Annotated in this window: 15 protein-coding genes; 12 read left to right on the forward strand and 3 right to left on the reverse strand. The window is 47.1% G+C overall.

The window, feature by feature from the left end; translation table 11 throughout:
• The first annotated feature begins 120 nt into the window (after positions 1-120).
• From HC229_RS14725 to HC229_RS14735, 3 genes are all read left to right on the forward strand, one after another.
• On the forward strand, positions 121-360 hold the full coding sequence (locus HC229_RS14725) for a DUF2007 domain-containing protein (RefSeq protein WP_191021265.1): 240 nt from the start codon (positions 121-123) through the stop codon (positions 358-360).
• 753 nt (positions 361-1,113) lie between these two features.
• Positions 1,114-1,545 (forward strand): ribose 5-phosphate isomerase B, encoded by a 432-nt coding sequence (gene rpiB / locus HC229_RS14730; RefSeq protein ID WP_191021266.1) that lies wholly within the window; start codon positions 1,114-1,116, stop codon positions 1,543-1,545.
• Positions 1,546-1,814: 269 nt separating this feature from the next.
• On the forward strand, positions 1,815-3,938 hold the full coding sequence (locus HC229_RS14735) for a Tex family protein (protein WP_191021281.1): 2,124 nt from the start codon (positions 1,815-1,817) through the stop codon (positions 3,936-3,938).
• A gap of 616 nt (positions 3,939-4,554) precedes the next feature.
• On the opposite strand, the gene HC229_RS14740 is transcribed toward HC229_RS14735, so the two are convergent.
• Positions 4,555-4,737 carry a Sec-independent protein translocase subunit TatA/TatB gene (locus HC229_RS14740; RefSeq protein ID WP_191021267.1) on the reverse strand — a complete coding sequence of 61 codons (183 nt, stop codon included), beginning with the start codon at positions 4,735-4,737 and terminating at the stop codon, positions 4,555-4,557.
• A 161-nt stretch (positions 4,738-4,898) separates the two neighbouring features.
• Between HC229_RS14740 and HC229_RS14745 the strand changes: the two genes are divergently transcribed.
• From HC229_RS14745 to rfbD, 9 genes are all read left to right on the forward strand, one after another.
• Positions 4,899-5,765 carry a M23 family metallopeptidase gene (locus tag HC229_RS14745; protein WP_191021268.1) on the forward strand — a complete coding sequence of 289 codons (867 nt, stop codon included), beginning with the start codon at positions 4,899-4,901 and terminating at the stop codon, positions 5,763-5,765.
• Positions 5,765-6,109 carry an SdpI family protein gene (locus tag HC229_RS14750; RefSeq protein WP_191021269.1) on the forward strand — a complete coding sequence of 115 codons (345 nt, stop codon included), beginning with the start codon at positions 5,765-5,767 and terminating at the stop codon, positions 6,107-6,109. The genes HC229_RS14745 and HC229_RS14750 overlap by 1 nt, the downstream gene beginning before the upstream one ends.
• Before the next feature lie 2 nt (positions 6,110-6,111).
• On the forward strand, positions 6,112-7,596 hold the full coding sequence (locus HC229_RS14755) for a GH3 family domain-containing protein (RefSeq protein WP_191021270.1): 1,485 nt from the start codon (positions 6,112-6,114) through the stop codon (positions 7,594-7,596).
• 21 nt (positions 7,597-7,617) lie between these two features.
• Entirely contained in the window at positions 7,618-8,511 is an 894-nt protein-coding gene (locus HC229_RS14760; protein WP_191021271.1) for a carboxypeptidase-like regulatory domain-containing protein, read from the forward strand.
• A 123-nt stretch (positions 8,512-8,634) separates the two neighbouring features.
• On the forward strand, positions 8,635-10,329 hold the full coding sequence (locus tag HC229_RS14765; RefSeq protein WP_191021272.1) for a DUF6909 family protein: 1,695 nt from the start codon (positions 8,635-8,637) through the stop codon (positions 10,327-10,329).
• A gap of 3 nt (positions 10,330-10,332) precedes the next feature.
• The gene (locus HC229_RS14770) at positions 10,333-11,316 is read left to right on the forward strand and encodes a hypothetical protein (protein WP_191021273.1); all 984 of its coding nucleotides are present in this window, start codon (positions 10,333-10,335) and stop codon (positions 11,314-11,316) included.
• A gap of 1 nt (position 11,317) precedes the next feature.
• A complete protein-coding gene (gene rfbA, locus HC229_RS14775; protein ID WP_191021274.1) occupies positions 11,318-12,178 on the forward strand; it encodes a glucose-1-phosphate thymidylyltransferase RfbA in 861 nt (286 codons plus the stop codon).
• Complete coding sequence (gene rfbC, locus HC229_RS14780; protein WP_191021275.1) at positions 12,178-12,729, forward strand: dTDP-4-dehydrorhamnose 3,5-epimerase; 552 nt, start codon at positions 12,178-12,180, stop codon at positions 12,727-12,729. Before rfbA ends, rfbC begins: the two co-directional genes overlap by 1 nt.
• On the forward strand, positions 12,723-13,577 hold the full coding sequence (gene rfbD, locus HC229_RS14785; protein WP_191021276.1) for a dTDP-4-dehydrorhamnose reductase: 855 nt from the start codon (positions 12,723-12,725) through the stop codon (positions 13,575-13,577). The genes rfbC and rfbD overlap by 7 nt, the downstream gene beginning before the upstream one ends.
• Here rfbD and HC229_RS14790 read toward each other — a convergent pair.
• Both HC229_RS14790 and HC229_RS14795 read right to left on the reverse strand, forming a co-directional pair.
• Positions 13,567-16,914: a CotH kinase family protein gene (locus HC229_RS14790; protein ID WP_191021277.1), complete on the reverse strand. Its 3,348-nt coding sequence runs from the start codon at positions 16,912-16,914 to the stop codon at positions 13,567-13,569. The two genes, rfbD and HC229_RS14790, sit on opposite strands and share 11 nt — an antisense overlap.
• A 169-nt stretch (positions 16,915-17,083) precedes the next feature.
• Positions 17,084-17,629 (reverse strand): putative Ig domain-containing protein (locus HC229_RS14795; protein ID WP_191021278.1); only part of this gene is annotated, 546 nt, incomplete at its 5' end.

The raw sequence follows: 17,629 nt of genomic DNA on the forward strand, positions 1-17,629 counted from the left end.
TACGAAATCACAAACTGTTAAAGTTTAGCCTAGCCTACTTTTAAATAAATTATAACTTTTAACGTATAAAGCTGAGGAATCCAAAACATTCGTAACTTTAAATACACCAAGACTTGAATTATGGAAAATTTCATTACCATAGCCGTTTTCCATTACACCCACGAGATCGAAATACTCAAGCATCGTCTCGATCAGGAAGAGGTACATTTTTACTTCGAGAATGAAGCCTCTGCATCTGTAATGCCGTTTTACTCATTGGCCCTCGGCGGCATCAAGCTTAAGATACATCCCAACGACGCCGATATCGTCAATCGCATTCTCGACGAGCTCAAAGGAGGCCATTCGCTTCGCATCGTTTGAGCAATACTTTTCAACAACTATTAAAAACAAAATAAAGAAAAGGGATTTTTAAAAATTTAAATGATGGTTATTATAGGTTGTTGATAGCGGGTATAATTTTACTTTTCAAGTCTAGGATGATAGGATTTACTTTGTTATAACCATTTATTAACATGTGTTCCGACATGCAATAAACTCGCATATAGGGCTTTTCCATTTTTGATCCACATTTGTCAACAACTGGATTTTACACGATTTTGTAGACAACTCACCTTGTCGAATTATGTTGATATCCCGGTGTCGCAACACTCAAAACTTTTCCAAAATTCCCTCAAACTTCACTTGTATTTTTCCTCAGGATTTTTGATTGTAAAAATTTTTCGAACTCTCCAAAAAACTTCTAAAATTCGAACGTATTGTTTTTAACACTTCATGTTAATTTAAGGTTAACTGATTTTAAGCGAGTTGCAAATCGTTATCAACAATTCCGTAATTAAGTATTTTTTCGACATACAAACTGCAAGTTCATGACGGAAATTAATGGTCGCCTAAATGTAGTGTATAATCCTTATATACTGATTTTCAACTATTTATAATTTTATTTCGAGGTTATCAACATTGTTAACAACGAGTTTTGGCGATTCCCACTTTTGACGCCGCGGTGCAATCGATTGAATACAAATAGAGCATTGTCCAAGATATTCCTGAATCCAAATCGGCAAATCGACGATCGACGATTCCTCAAATGGAAGTATCTTTGCAAAAACAACCAACATGAAAATCGCCATAGGAAACGATCACGCCGGTCCCGACTACAAAAAAGCCATCGCAGCGAAACTTGAATCGCTGGGACACGAAGTTACCAACTTTGGAACCGACACGCCCGAAAGCGTCGACTATCCGGATTTTGGGCATCCTGTGGCCCAAGCGGTAAGCGATGGAAACGTCGATTTCGGGATCGTGATATGCGGTACCGGGAATGGGATCGCAATGGCCGCCAACCAGCACCAAAACGTCAGGGCAGCCGTATGCTGGACCAAGGAAATCGCTGATTTGTGCCGACGACATAACGATGCCAACATCATTTCCGTTCCGGCCCGTTTTACCTCCGTGCCCCAAGCCGTCGAGATGGTCGAACACTTCATCACGACAGCGTTCGAAGGCGGACGTCACGCCACACGCGTCGGAAAAATTACGTGCAGCTAAAAAAATGGAATTGAGTTGGGAATTCTCGACGCGGTTTTTGTGAGATAAACCGGAAAATTTGCGTCAATTTTTTTTCTTTGCATCCAATCCGGTCATCCGCTTTAGCTTTCTGGAAATTTCCGGTTTTTGCGCGTCTTGAGTCGAGCTTCCTGCGGTCGCTGCCTCAAAACGGCACAACCAGTAAATTGCTGCGAAAGGCTGCCGCTGCTACCCGGGATATATCAGCCATTTACCTATTCAGTCCTACAAAAAAGGCATCCATCACACCCATGACCAATATCGAATTCATTTCCAAACACGTTTCCGCTGCTCCAAAATCCATACAGAATGTCGTGCAACTGCTCTCTGAAGATTGCACGATTCCATTCATTGCACGCTATCGCAAGGACATGACGGGTAATCTCGACGAGGTCGTAATTGAAAACATAGCAAAGTGGATGGCGACTTTTGATACGATCACCAAACGAAAGGAAGCCATCGTAAAGTCGATTGCGGAACAAAATGCGATGACGCCCGAACTTTCGAAGAAAATCGAGGCAAGTTTCGATTTGAACGAACTGGAAGACTTTTATCTGCCGTTCAAAAAAAAGAAAAAAACCAAAGCCGACACGGCACGGGAAAATGGTTTGGAGCCGCTCGCTAAAATCATCATGGCCCAAAATTCTGATGAGGTCGATTATATAGCATCCAAATATCTCAACAAGAACGTCAAAAACGAAGACGAAGCCTTGCAAGGTGCGCGCGACATCATAGCGGAATGGGTAAGTGAGAACCTGTATATCCGTAAAACATTGAGAAGAATGTTCCAACGCTCCGCGGAAATTTCGACCAAAGTGGTAAAGACTAAAAAAGACGACGATAACGCTAAAAAGTTCAGCCAGTATTTCGATTGGAAGGAAAATATGGCAAAAGCTCCCGCACATCGACTGCTTGCCATGTTGCGAGCCGAAAATGAAGGGTTCATTAAACTCAGCGTCGGCATCGAGAAGGACGAGGCGCTTGATATGATTGAAAATTCCGTCATCAAGAATAAAAAAGAGACGGCGGCCCATCTCCAAAAAGCGATTGCCGATAGTTACAAACGCTTACTTGAACCTGCGATTTCGAACGAGGCATTATCGGAAGCCAAAGCCAAAGCCGACGCGAACTCAATCAACGTTTTCGCCACGAACCTTAGCCAGCTCTTGCTTGCGCCGCCGTTGGGCGAAAAACGAATTCTGGCGATCGATCCTGGTTTCAAAAGCGGTTGCAAAGTGGTTTGCCTCGATGAGAAAGGCGATCTTTTGTACAACGAGACGATTTTTCCGCACGCGCCTCAAAACGAGACGGCCATTGCGATGAAAAAAATTAGATCGATGGTCAATGCATATAAAATCGACGCGATTTCGATAGGAAACGGAACTGCCTCGCGGGAAACGGAATTCTTCATCAAAAAAATAGCATTTGACAAGCCGCTCCAGGTTTTTGTCGTGAGCGAAGCCGGAGCGTCGGTATATTCGGCATCCAAGATCGCGCGTGAAGAATTTCCGAACTACGATGTCACCGTTCGGGGCGCGGTTTCGATTGGAAGACGACTTTCCGATCCGCTGGCCGAACTGGTCAAGATCGACCCGAAGGCAATCGGCGTCGGCCAGTATCAGCACGATGTCGACCAATCCAAACTCAAGGATGAACTTGATACGGTTGTTGTGCGTTGCGTGAATTCCGTCGGGATCAACCTCAATACGGCGAGTAAATCGCTGTTGTCTTACGTAAGCGGGATAGGGGAGAAACTGGCCGAGAATATCGTGTCGTACCGCGCTGAAAACGGCCCGTTTACCGACCGGAAAGAACTGAAAAAAGTTCCGCGTCTTGGCGAAAAGGCGTTTCAGCAAGGCGCTGCTTTTGTCAGGGTTTCGGGTGCTAAAAATCCGCTTGACAATTCGGCTGTGCATCCGGAGGCCTATCCGATTGTGGAAAAGATGGCGAAAGATCTTAAAACTTCGGTTTCGGAATTAGTCGCCAATAAAGAGAAAACGGCGCTTATCAACCCTGAAAATTATATTACCGAAGCCATTGGAATTCTGGGTTTAAAAGATATTATCAAGGAATTGGAAAAGCCGGGACTCGACCCTAGGAAATCGGCCAAAGTGTTCGAATTCGACCCAACGGTAAAGTCGATCAAGGATTTGCGTTCCGGTATGGTGTTACCCGGAATTGTCAACAATATCACGAATTTTGGTTGCTTCGTAGACGTCGGAATCAAAGAAAGCGGACTCGTACATATTTCGCAATTGAAAGACGGTTTTGTTTCGGACGTTAACGAAGTGGTGAAATTGCATCAACATGTTCAGGTTAAAGTGGTAGAAGTGGATGAGGATAGAAAACGTGTACAGCTGACGATGATTATCTGATATTTTAGGACGCTATCTGGTCGAAAAGTCAGGAAACACTACGAATTTTCTTACCAATTGATTTGTATAAAAAGCCGCCACCACCCACCCGTAAAAATAGCGCGATCGGGAATTCCCCACATACAGAAAATCTGCCGAAATTCTTAAAAATTTCTCACACGATCGCGACAAAAATTTGCCAAAACTCCTAAAATTCACCTTTTATCAACACCGCAAAATACGATCATCAACCCACTGAACCTTTTAAGTTCCAATCCCCAAAACCTTCAAAGAATCTAAACATTCCGGCATTTCCAAAGCAAATCCACAGAAATTTTCAATCAAATGATAAGATTCCAAATGTTCCAGTCTCATAATCAGGCACGAAAATTCCTAAAAATAAAATCCGCCTTTATCGACAGAACACCATCATCAACCAGTAAACCTTCAGAGTTCCAATTCCGGACCTTCGAAGAATCTAAACCTTCCCGGCATTTCCAAAAGCAAACTACCGAGATTCGTAAAAGCGCCAATTCCAACAAACAGGCTAAGATTCCAAAGTATAATCCGACGAAACCAACCTCAAAAAAATCCTAAAAACAAGACAAAAAAAATCCCGGCCAAAACCGGGATGTTATTATTCTGCACTTTTCTGCTCTTCTTTTTTCTTGTCAGCGTTTTGATCGTCCTTCGCCGCATTTTTGAATTCCTTGACTCCGGAACCCAAACCCTTCATTAATTCCGGAATCTTCTTACCTCCAAAAAGTAAGAGAATCACGGCGACGATCAAAATCCATTCAGTTACTCCAAATTTTCCCATGGGTTTAATTTTTAAGCCGAAGCAATTCAAATATAAGGGCAAAGATAGCGTAAAATCACGTATGCCCAAAAAACGTGTCGGCAAATATTTGTGAATGCCTTGTGCCTATTTACGGAATAAACGCGCATTCGGATTTCCTATATTTGTAGCAAAGCGGAAATATGGCTCGAAAACGGCTCAAACGAAAAAAGATTGCCAAGAAACTCTTTACCAAAAACCGTCTCGTCATTTTGAACGAGGACACGTTTGAGGAGATTTTCTCGTTGCGGCTCACACTGATGAACGTGTTTGTCGTGGCCACGATAGGCGCCGTTCTCATCATTTTCGTGACGACATACATCATCGCGTTCACGCCTTTGAGAGAATACATTCCGGGATATGCCTCTTCAGAACTCAAAAAAAACGCAACAGAACTGGCTTTGAAATCCGATTCGCTCCAAGTGGCCTTGAACAAAAACGAAGCTTACATAAGGTCGATCCAGCGCATCCTCACTGGCGATCTCGACTACGCCAAACTCAGCAAAGACTCGATAATCGCGGCCGGGATGGAAATTCCGCAAGGGCCGATTACGGCTTCCGAAGAAGAACAGGAATTGCGCGATGAGGTGGCCAAAGAAGACAAGTACAATCTCTTTGAAAAAGCGACGGCCAAAACCAGCGTCGTGCTTTTCGCTCCGGTTCAGGGTAGCGTGACCGACAAGTTCAACGCCCGCCAAAAGCATTACGCCGTCGATATCGCGGTTCCCAAAAACACACCGATCAAAGCGGTGTTGAACGGAAATGTCATTTTTGCCGATTGGACGCCATCGAACGGAAATTGCGTCATCGTGCGCCACAACAACGGATTTATCTCGGTTTACAAACACGCCGCCGAAGTGAGCGTTGAGCAAGGCGACGTCGTCAAAACCGGAGAAGTCGTCGCCCTCGCCGGTTCAACCGGACGGGAATCGACGGGAATCCATTTGCATTTTGAACTTTGGAAAGACGGTTATCCGATCGATCCCGAACAATTCATATCTTTCGAATAATGGAAAACGCGCATTTGGGATTCGTAAGCCTGGCCTGCGGAATCGTCTTTATCGGCGCGGCAGTGATCATGTTGCTGTTTCCGCCTAGAAAAATCAACGACTTTTACGGCTATCGCACGTCCACTTCAAAAAAATCACAGGAAAGATGGGACTTTGCCCAACGATTTTCGTCCTGGCGGATGATCGAGGCGGGAATCGTCCTGACCATCGTCTCAATCTTTCTGGAATACGGGCAGATCGCTAAAGAAATCGGCGTTGTCGTAGGAATTGCGTTGCTGATCGCCAGCTGCCTGTATATGTTTCTAAGAACGGAATCGGCAATCAAGAAAAAATTCCCGCTTTAACTATGTCTATCAAATCGTTCGCCGCGAGGCTTTTCGCCGATTATATTTATGCCAAAACCCAAAAATGGGCGCGAAACCCGATCGAGACCCAGCACAAGGTTTTTCTCGACCTGATCGAAAAGGCAAAACACACTGATTTTGGCCGCGATCACGCTTTCGCGGATATTAAATCGCACGCAGATTTCGCAAAACATGTCCCGATACGCGATTACGAGGCGCTTAAAAACTATGTCGATGAGGTCGTCAACGGAAAAGAAGACGTGCTTTGGCCCGGAAAACCGTTGTATTTCGCCAAAACTTCGGGTACGACATCGGGAGCGAAATACATCCCGCTTACCAAAGAATCGATGCCGTTCCACATCGAAGCCGCACGCGACGCTATCCTGCATTACATACATGAAACCCGAAATGCCGATTTTGTCGACGGCAAGATGATTTTCCTCCAGGGAAGTCCCGAACTCGATGAGAAAAACGGCGTGAAACTCGGCCGACTGTCCGGAATTGTGGCGCATTACGTGCCGAAATACCTCCAAAAAAACCGCATGCCGAGTTGGGAAACCAACACCATAGAAGATTGGGAAACCAAAGTGGACGCCATTGTGGAGGAAACGATAAACGAAGACATGTCGATCATTTCCGGGATACCGAGTTGGGTGCAGATGTATTTTGAAAAACTGCGTGCAAAAGCAGGAAAGCCGGTTGGGGAAATCTTCAAAAATTTCAACCTTTTCATTTACGGAGGCGTGAATTACGAACCCTATCGAGCCAAATTCGAAAACCTGATCGGACGCAAAGTCGACGCTATCGAATTGTTTCCGGCTTCTGAAGGATTTTTCGCCTACCAGGATTCCCAGAAAGAGAAAGGCATGTTGCTGTTGCTCAATTCCGGGATTTTCTACGAATTCGTGAAAGCCGACGAATTTTTCGCGGAAAACCCGCGCCGATACACGATCGGAGAAGTCCAAATCGGAGTAAATTACGTGTTGATCTTATCGACAAACGCCGGACTTTGGGGATACAATATCGGCGACACAATACAATTTACGTCTACAAAACCGTATCGCGTAGTCGTGTCGGGCCGCATCAAGCACTTCATTTCGGCTTTTGGCGAACACGTAATCGGAAAGGAAGTAGAGGAAGCGCTCAAAAAGGCGATGACCGGAACAGACGTGACCGTCAACGAGTTCACGGTCGCGCCCCAAATCAATCCGAACGAAGGCTTGCCTTATCACGAATGGTTTATCGAATTTGAGAACGAACCAAGCGATATCGAGGTTTTTTCCGAAAAGATAAACGATGCGATGCGCAGGCAAAACGTGTATTATGACGACTTGATTTCGGGCAACGTCTTGCGTCGGGTCGTGATCACCAAAGTGCCCAAACACGGTTTTGACGATTATATGAAATCGATCGGAAAACTTGGCGGACAAAACAAACTGCCGCGACTTTCAAACGACAGGACAATAGCCGAGGCGTTAAGCCGTTGATTTGTGACCTGACCTTGTTTTATGTATAAGATTTTCTTGCTTGTTTTGTTTCCGATGCTTGCCTTTGCCCAAATTAAGGGGAAAGTCACAGATGCTCGAGGGAATCCGATTCCGTACGCCAATCTTTTTCCCGAAAATGCCAACGAAGGATTCAGTGCAGAAGAAGACGGGACATTCCTGGTTAAAAATGCCGGCGAAAACGTAAAGTTTTATGTCTCCGCATTGGGATTCAAGACGAAACTGCTTCCAATTTCAGAACTTGGGAACATCGTGCTCGAGCCGGAATCTGTAGTGCTTCCAGAAGTCGTCATCGGAAAACCAAAAAGGCGGAAACAAATTGCGATCGGCGGTTTCTCCAAGGCCGGAATCCGCTTTCACACCAATGGTACGCTCGCCAAATTCTTCAACCCGAATCAAAAAAAAGATTTCCCGTTCGTCAAGGAAATCGCGTTCAACGCACAAAGCGAGATCGACAGCGCAAAGGTCAGCATCAGGATCATCAGCGTGAATCCGGATGGTTCGCCGGGAATTGATTTGTTACCGGAAAACCTGATCGTAAAAATCCGCAAAGGCGATAAAGACACACAGGTAAACCTCGAAAAGTTCGCGATCGAAATGCCTGAAAACGGGCTGATGGTGTCCATCGGTCAATTGCGAATCAACGAAAATATTTATTGGCGTCCGGTAGAGTACAAGAGTGTGACCGGCGAGAAAGCAATCCGGAAAATGCCCATTTACCAGCCTTTTTTCGGATACGTGCCTTCCGACGAAAACACGACCTGGCATTACGAAGGCATTTGGAAACAGAGAGATCGTTATAAAATTGAAAACCCGGGCAGTTACTCCAACCTGCTCATGAAAAAATACCACGATCGTTTCCTTGATGTCGCCATAAGCCTGACGTTGTCGAATTGACGTGGACAACTCCAAAGTTCGCCAAACTGTCACAACCTGAAACCGTAAACTTCAAACTTTAAACTTCAAACCGGAACAAAACAGCAAAAACCATACATTTGCAACTAGTGAGAATTATACTGAATGAAAGAACTTAAGAACATCGTTCGCACGCGCGCCCAGGAATCGTCGGCCGCAGTCGAACGACTTTACATTACGATGCGCCACTTGTTTAACCGAGGTTTTTACAAGCCGATGGGCGTATCGGGCGAAACACTTAGGGAAGCCTTGTTGGCGTTGCGACCTGAAATTTACGGGAGCATCGCCACCGAAAAAGTGGAATTGAACGGGCTTTTGTACGTCATCGAGCGCTTGCCGGTCGGGATCGAGCAATGCCGCTTCATCAACCTGACTTCGGACGAAGGCTATTCCAAATCCCATTTCAAGGCCATCATTCCGCCAAAAAGGCGACGCAACTGCTACCGTATCGACGAAGAGCAGATGAATGTCGAGATTACGCGCGGACGCTCTGATATTTATGATATCCTGACGCACCTTACCTTCCTATTCATCGAATCGCACAAGATCAAAGCGCGTGTTTTGCTCGACGAAAATACGGGTGAAGTATCGCGTGATTGGCAAAAATTGGGCGAAGTCGTGGAAAGCGGCGAACGCCTTGAGCTCGAACACAAAGAGCAGGCAATGTCGCATGCGGCGAACGTCCTGGGGCGATCGTTTTCGGAAATCCTCGATGTATACGATAGTTTCGGAAATGCTGAAAATCCCGATCGCTTCATCCACGTTATTTATTGGCTCGGCAAATTGGGCATAGAAGAACTCGTGGAAAACAACAAACGCACGATCTCGTTCAGCCCGATTTTGCGCGAACGCCTCGGGCACCACATCCACGGGGAAATCTGGGCCAACAACATCAAATCGGTTTTGAAGGAGAACGGTTTGATCGACCGTCCGATCCATATCATTTCGGCCAACATGCACTCGGTCATGAATTCGCTTTTCGCCGAGCACGTCCTCAAGGCCAAATTCAAGGACAAAGGCGATTATGCCATTTACGAAGAGTTGAGCAAATCTGGAGCCGATGCGTTGCGCAAACCGGTCGAAAAATTTGCCCTCGAACACGGCATGATTGCGCTTCCGGACGCTTCGGGAACCAATATCGACGTCCAGATTTTCGACACTGCCAGGATCGACTGGAAAAAATCGGCTTTTCCTGACGCGAAAATTTCAGGTGAAAATCCGGTAATCATCGTCATGGATTACGCGTTTGGCGAACAAGCCTACGAAACGATAGACGAACTTTTGAAACCTTACCAAGGCGAAGGCAAGAATAAAATTTTACTCAACGTCGTTTCGGTTTCGATCATGGGTAAGGCTGGGATTCTCGAAGGAGGAAAAGGCGACATCATGATTCCGTCGGCTCACATAAACGAAGGCACAGGCGATAACTATCCGTTCGAAAATGAGCTTACCGCGGAACTTCTCGAAGGACACGGAATTCCGGTTTACGCGGGCCCGATGGTTACCGTTCTGGGAACTTCTCTCCAAAACCGCGACCTTCTTACGTTTTTCAATAAATCGACCTGGGGCGTCATTGGGCTTGAGATGGAAGGCGCATACTATCAGAAGGCGATCCAATCGGCGTCGAAAATCAGGAAAAGCATCAATCCGGACGTAAAAGTGCGCTATGCCTACTATGCATCGGATAACCCGCTTGAAACGGGAAGCACGCTTGCCTCGGGCGGACTCGGAACTACGGGAGTCAAGCCGACGTACCTGATCACGATTAAAATTTTGGAACAGATATTAAACGCTAAATAACCGATGAGTAAACAAGGCAAAAACCTGGACGACCAGGAAATCGACCTAGCTGTGTTAAAGCAAAAAATGAGCAGTGCCGTTGACGGATTCAACTATCGATTGTTCAGGATGTTACAGTTCGTTATTCGCAATATTATCATACTTGGCCTGTTGTTCGTCATTGGTGTTGGTTTGGGAATTTACTTGGATCGTACGCAAAAGATCTACGATCACGAAGTCGTGGTACAACCCAATTTCGGAAGTGTCGATTATCTGTATGCAAAGATCAATTTGCTCGACTCGAAAATTCAAAAAGGCGACACCGCATTCCTCAAGGCAATCGGAATTAAGTATCCGAAGAAACTGCTCAAAATGGAAATCAAGCCCATTGTCGAAGTCTATCCGTTTGCGGGCAGCTCTGAATTGAATTTCGAACTTCTCAAAGTAATGGCCGAAGACGGGACGATGAAAAAAGTCATAGAGGAGCCGGCTACAGCCCGAAATTACCCGCGTCACACAATTTATTTCACGACAAAACACCTGGCGACAAGGGAAAACATCATCCAACCTTTGATGGATTACCTGAACAACAGCGCATTTTACAGCACGATCAAAGTAGAATACATCAAGAACCTGAAGATTAAGATGGAGGCGAACGACCGCATCATCGCGCAGATAGACGGCATTCTTGATTCGTATGCTTCATCGTCCACGGGCAAATCCCCAGGAATGGTTTATTACAATAATGAGAATAACCAGATCAACGACGTCATCGAGAGCAAGGATAAACTCGTACGCGAGCAAGGCGATCTGCGTGTGTTGTCTGTAAGCTACGACAAGATCGTCAAGGATCAAAATACCAGCGTCAATATCGAAAATACCGAGGTGACGAGCGGGAAGATGAAATTATTCCTTCCGTTGCTGTTCATCGGTCTTTTTGTAATCGTACGCATGTTCATCAGCTTTTACAAAAAACAGTCGCTAAAGACCAAGCAAGAACAATTGTAACATGAAAGGAATCATTCTGGCCGGAGGTTCGGGGACGCGACTGCATCCCTTGACATTAGCGGTAAGCAAGCAGCTGATGCCGATATACGACAAGCCGATGATCTATTATCCGCTTTCCACGTTGATATCGTCCGGAATTCGCGAGATCCTCATCATTTCCACGCCTCACGACCTTCCGTTGTTCCGACAGCTGCTGGGAGACGGGTCAAAGCTTGGATGTCGTTTCGAATATGCGGTCCAGGAACATCCTAACGGACTAGCCGAAGCTTTTATCATCGGAAAGGATTTTATCGGAACTGACAAAGTAGCCCTCATTCTTGGCGACAATATCTTTTACGGAACCGGGCTTTCGAGCCTGCTGCAATCCAACAGCGATCCTGACGGAGGCGTCATTTATGCGTACCACGTCCACGATCCGGAGCGTTACGGCGTAGTCGATTTCGATGCGGACGGAAACGTACTTTCGATAGAAGAAAAACCTGATCATCCCAAGTCGAATTACGCCGTTCCCGGAATTTATTTCTACGACAATGACGTGGTCGATATTGCGGCCAACATCAAGCCAAGCCATAGAGGCGAACTCGAAATTACCGATGTCAACAGGGAATACCTCAAACGCGGTAAACTCAAGGTAAGCATTCTTGACAAAGGTACAGCCTGGCTCGACACCGGAACGTTCAATTCCCTGATGCAAGCCTCCCAATTCGTACAAGTGATCGAGGAACGCCAGGGGCTAAAAATCGGATCTATTGAAGAAGCCGCTTACGAAATGGGCTTCATATCGTCAGACGAATTACGCGTTTTGGCGGAGCCATTGCTCAAAAGCGGATACGGAAAACACTTGACAGGACTCATAGGATAATGGAATTCATCCCAACAAAACTAGACGGTTGCTTCATAATCGAACCCAAAATCATTGGAGACGAACGCGGCTCGTTCATGGAAAGTTTCAACGAGCGCATTTTTGCAGCCGGCGTAGGGCAACACGTTCATTTTGTTCAGGACAACCAATCGGTTTCGGCAAAGGGCGTGCTTCGCGGCTTGCACTACCAGACGGGCGAAAACGCACAGGCCAAACTCGTCCGCGTGCTCAAAGGCGAAGTGCTCGACGTCGCGGTTGACTTGCGCCCGGGATCTGAAACGTTCGGACAATACGAATCCGTATTGCTTTCGGAAGACAACCAACGCCAGTTTTTTGTGCCGAGAGGTTTCGCACACGGCTTTCTCGTGCTTAGCGAGTCGGCTGTTTTCTTTTACAAATGCGACAACTTTTACGACAAGGATTCAGAAGGCGGGCTGATCTTCAACGATCCCGAAATCGGCATAGACTGGAATTTTCCTGAGTCGGAAATGACGATCTCAGAAAAAGACCGGCTGCAACCGTCGTTACAAAAAGCGCGAAAAGCATGGTAATCCTCGTCACAGGAGCGTCCGGACAGTTGGGTCAGGCCATCAGATCGGTGAGCGCCGAATTTCCTGAAATCGTCTTTCATTTTGCCAATTCGTCGGAAATCGACATCTCTAATCTCGAACAAATACGGGATGCATTCGAGAGGATTTCACCGAATTTTTGCATCAATGCCGCTGCCTACACGGCGGTCGACAAATCCGAAAGCGAACCGGAAAAAGCCCGCGAGATCAATGTGAAGGGCGCGGCGAATCTCGCTTCGGTATGTCTCGAGAAAAACAGCACGCTCATTCACGTTTCTACAGACTTCATCTTCGACGGCTTGGCTTCCGAACCTTATTCCGAAGAAAGTCCCGCAAATCCAACCGGAACGTACGGATTGACCAAAAGAGACGGGGAAATCGAAGTACAAAAGATATTAGATCGCCATTTCATCGTGCGCACCTCGTGGGTGTATTCCGAATTCGCGAACAATTTCATGAAAACCATGCTCAGGTTAGCCTCCGAAAGAGATGAGATCAGCGTCGTAAACGACCAGATCGGGACGCCGACGTATGCCATCGACCTGGCCCGGGCTTTGGTCGAAATAGCGCAATCCGGTAAAACGGTCTACGGCATTTACAATTTCAGTAATGAAGGCGTAGCGAGCTGGTACGATTTTGCGCGCGAAATTTTCGATCGGACGCAATCCAAAGTGGTGCTCAAGCCAATCCCGACATCGTCTTTCCCAACGCCCGCGAAACGTCCTGCCTACAGCGTTCTGGACAAATCGCGCATCAAGTCGGTGTTTGGATTGAAGATCCGGCCTTGGCAAGATGCACTGGCCGAATCCTTATCTAAATTTACTTCCTGACGATCTTAAAGGTTTCGCTGTCCTTTCCTGACGAGAGTTGAAGCAGGTAAAGTCCTTGCGCCACGCCCGACAGATCAAGTTGTTTTTGCATAACATCTCCTTTTTTGATCAATCTGCCGTCCGTAGTGAACAAACGGTAACCTAAAACCGAAAAATCATGGTCGATATACAAAATCGATGAAGTCGGATTCGGGTAGATTTGCAACGCGGACATCGCCGGAGACGTCGTGTTGAGCATCGCTCGGCCGTTCACGCTCAGATTGTTGAAGATGACGCGACTGTTGTTGTCGGCGCTCACGGTCGGCCCGTCGAACCGAATCCTCATTTTGAAGTTTGGATTGTCGTTCGAAAGCGGAATCGTGGTGAAATCCAGTTCGAGAAGCTGATAGTCGGACGTCAAAGCATGCACGCTTTGCGGAAGATAATCGGTCGTCCATTGCGGCTCGCCTTCCGAAACCGAATAATCAACAATCAAGTGGGACGGAGCGCTTCCCTCTGTTTTAACGGCAATGCGTCCCTTGATGTCCTGAAATCCTAAAGTCGATTGCTCGAAAACCAGGATACTTTCACGATCGCCGCTGCGAAACGGGCTCTTGGCCATGACGCCGCGCATGTTGGTAATGTCTTCGAAAGGAATGTTTCCGTTTGCCTCGGGCAGGTAATTGACATCCGTCTGGCTATTGCTTTTCTCGAGCGATCCTTTTCGCCAGTTTTCGTGTCCGACGTAAAGCGGATAACCGTCAAAACAGCTCTGGAACTTCAACACGCCTTCGTGCTCGATCTCGAACGTCGAGTTGATCTGGGAAAGCGGCATAAAAGGCAAGGAAGTGTTCGCAAGCCAGAAACTGATCGGGATTTCTGGTTCGTTGTTGATGGCGTTGAAATGTGCGACAAGCGAAATGGCGCTGGTCGGATCGATCGTAATTTCGTCATTCGGGCTGTTGGAAGCGCCGCTCCAGTGGCTGAACTCATATCCGGGATTGGCGAAGGCTTTGATTGTGACCGGAATTCCTTTGAAATAAACGCCGCTCCATGGATAAGGCTGTTCCGCGACGCCGGCTGTGCTACCTTGAATCGCGATCGTGTTGATTTTGACGAATCCTTTCTGAATGTCGTCAACATCGAGAATGACGTCTATTTGTTCTTCAATACCGAACTTTTGCGTGATGTGCGCGCGTTGGTTAGCCGGTCGCTGGTTCGCAAAAAACTTGATCTGGTCGATGTTGCTTTCCCATGACGCGGGCGAAATGCTGGCCCAACGTTGGCCGTGGCGCTCGATTTCCGGAGCGATTGCCGCTTTCATCTCATCGACAATCCCGATAAGTCGCGGTGGTTGGTAGGTTGTATTGATGAGGTCTGCGAAACGGTTGATGAAGTAGTTTTTATAGCTATTGTTCTCGAGCAGCTTCCGCATGATAAGCGTTGACCATTCCGGATTTGATATCACATCGCCTCCTGTCGAAGTGGCAAAAGCCAAGGTGTTGTGGCCGGACATTTCCACTCCATTCCCGTTGAAGCCCCAATCCATGTCTTTAAGCACCCAACGCCAACGCCCGTCCTGGCCATAAGGCGCATCAGGTTCGTAAGAAGATGTTCTTTTGCGGTAGAATTCGATATTGTTGTGTGGCCAATCCGTGTTCGCGGCGTAAATATTGGCGATGTACATATCGGTGTAATTCTCGATATCCATTAAGGTTTCGACATGTTCGAAGTTAACGTCTGACGAAAGCGAATTGGCCGTCAGGTAATCGAGAAGCCCGGCATAATGCAGAAAGTCGCCTTCCTGGACGAGAAATCCATTGTATTCGAGGAAATCCAAATCGTCCGATTCGATCCCGAAAACACGCTCGAAATACTTGTCGTCATAACGCTCCCTGAAATCGAGAATTCCCCAGTATTCCCCGTTGATGAACGTAATCGCGGGGCGATATGGTTGGTGGGCTACGTTGAGATGTCTGATCGAACGCTGCATGAAAGCGTCGCGCAGATAGGCACCATAGGCATCGTTTCCGGCATTTCGCAACACAAGCCGCTTAAATTGGGAATACCCATAGTCGTTTCCGAATATAGGATACGTGAAATTGCCGTTTCCATATTCTGAACGGGCGTAGAGTCGAAGCGATTTGTTCGGAAAATTTCGGGTATAACCGCCATTAATCCGCATCCCGATGTCTTGGTTGAGCACTTGAGCACCATTGTCCCAAAGACTGAGGTTGGCCTTTATTTCCCAAGCTTCTCCCGATTGCGAATAATTGGAATTTGCGAAATAAGCTGCGTCGTTGTCCGGATTGGCATCTCTCCATTGATCGAACAGCTCCCCGGCTACGTGATTGCCTTCGTAATAGTCGAAAAGCGCATCCTCGTCCGCACTGATACTGACTATCGGAAGCGTCGAGTTCTGCGTGAAGCCTACGAAATAATTGTGCGTGACGACCGAGGAGGTCAACCCGTTCTTAAAAGCGCACGCCCGAACGGTAGTCGATTTGGCGACCGGAAAATTCGGAATGTGCCAGGGATTCTCAAAATACGTCGTCGAAATGGCCGATATATCGTTGGGTTCGCCGCTTCGGTCGTGCACATTGATCGCATTTTCGTAAACGAGCGTTTCGAGATTGCCCTCCATAAGTTCGCCGTCTGCGCTCGTCGAAAATTCGCGGTAAGAGGTTTTGTATAAGTAGGTCCTGCCGCCAATGTTCGCCGCTTGTGGTTCCGATCCGTCGAGCGTATACAGGATCGTGACGCCGGGATCGCTATGCGAAATCGCCAGGTCGAACGCGTCGGCGTAAATACCGGATGCGACGGACAATTGAGGTGGTAATGGCGGCTCGGTAGACGCATTCGACGAATTTTCGACGCCGGGAGTCGGCTGGGTGAACACCGAAAAATTTACGTCCCCGCTAAACGAGCGGCCGTACGAGATGTTCGATTGCAGCGCGATGGGTGGAATTTGATCCGATAACGTTCCATCGGCTTTTGTCAAGGTAAGGGTTTCACCCTCGGCACCGATTTTCCAGTTGGCGTGCAATGGCTGGCCTGGAACAGTTCGGTTTTTATCGGAACACCAGATCAATAAGTGCGCGCCCGGAGCGATCGCAACAGATGGAAAAATCCACTTATACGGGTTGGAAGCGTTGTCGGACAAACCGTAACCTTCGAGGCTGACAGGAACCGGGCTGTTATTGTAGAGTTCGACCCAATCCGAATAATCGCCATCCTCATCTGTATTCACAGACGAGTTCGATGCCAGGAATTCGTTGATGACAACGTCTTGGCTGTGGGCTCTTTCAGTCAGGATCGCAAAAAAAATAACACACCCCAATAGTGTAGTTTTTTTCACGGTAATAATGTTGGATGGGTCGTAAAGATAACCAAATAACATTTAGCGTATTTAAAAGCGGCTGATTTTCAACCGTATGCAATTATTCAGAAAGAAATTTCTTAAATAAATGAAAATCAAATAAAAAAGGAGAGCTATTGCCCTCCTTTAAATTGTTGGTGTTAACAGTTTATTTGCGTACGATCTTGCGCATTCCTGATTTTCCGTCCTGGCTCGTCACGCTCAAAACGAAAACGCCTTGTGGCAAGCCGCCGAAGCGAATGATGTTGCCTTCGACAATTCCTTTTTGGATGAGTTTTCCGTCAATGGCGATGAGGCTGAACGTTGCGCTTCCGGAAATTCCGCTTACCATTACGTGATCTTCGAATGGGTTTGGATAGACCGAAAATACCAATTGGTCGTGATCGCCGGTTCCCAATTCAGGTTCCACGGTAATCGTTACCTCGAAGGTTACGCTTCCGCCAGAATTTGTAGCCGTGACAGTGTAAACCGTCTCAGGGCTTTCGTCAGTCGGCGTTCCGGAAATCATACCTGTCGCGGCATCGAAACTCAATCCGGCAGGAAGTGAAGGCGAAATGCTAAAGGTAATGCCGGTTCCTGAAACAGTCGGAACGACATCGGTAATGATGATATTTTCGGTAAATACCATCGGAGTCGGATAAGTGAGCCCGAACGGAGCCGCCGCATTCACCGTAATCACAACGCCAAAAGTTGT

Origin of the sequence: Flavobacterium selenitireducens (assembly GCF_014748335.1) — a bacterium.
GTDB classification, from domain to species: Bacteria; Bacteroidota; Bacteroidia; order Flavobacteriales; family Flavobacteriaceae; genus Flavobacterium; species Flavobacterium selenitireducens.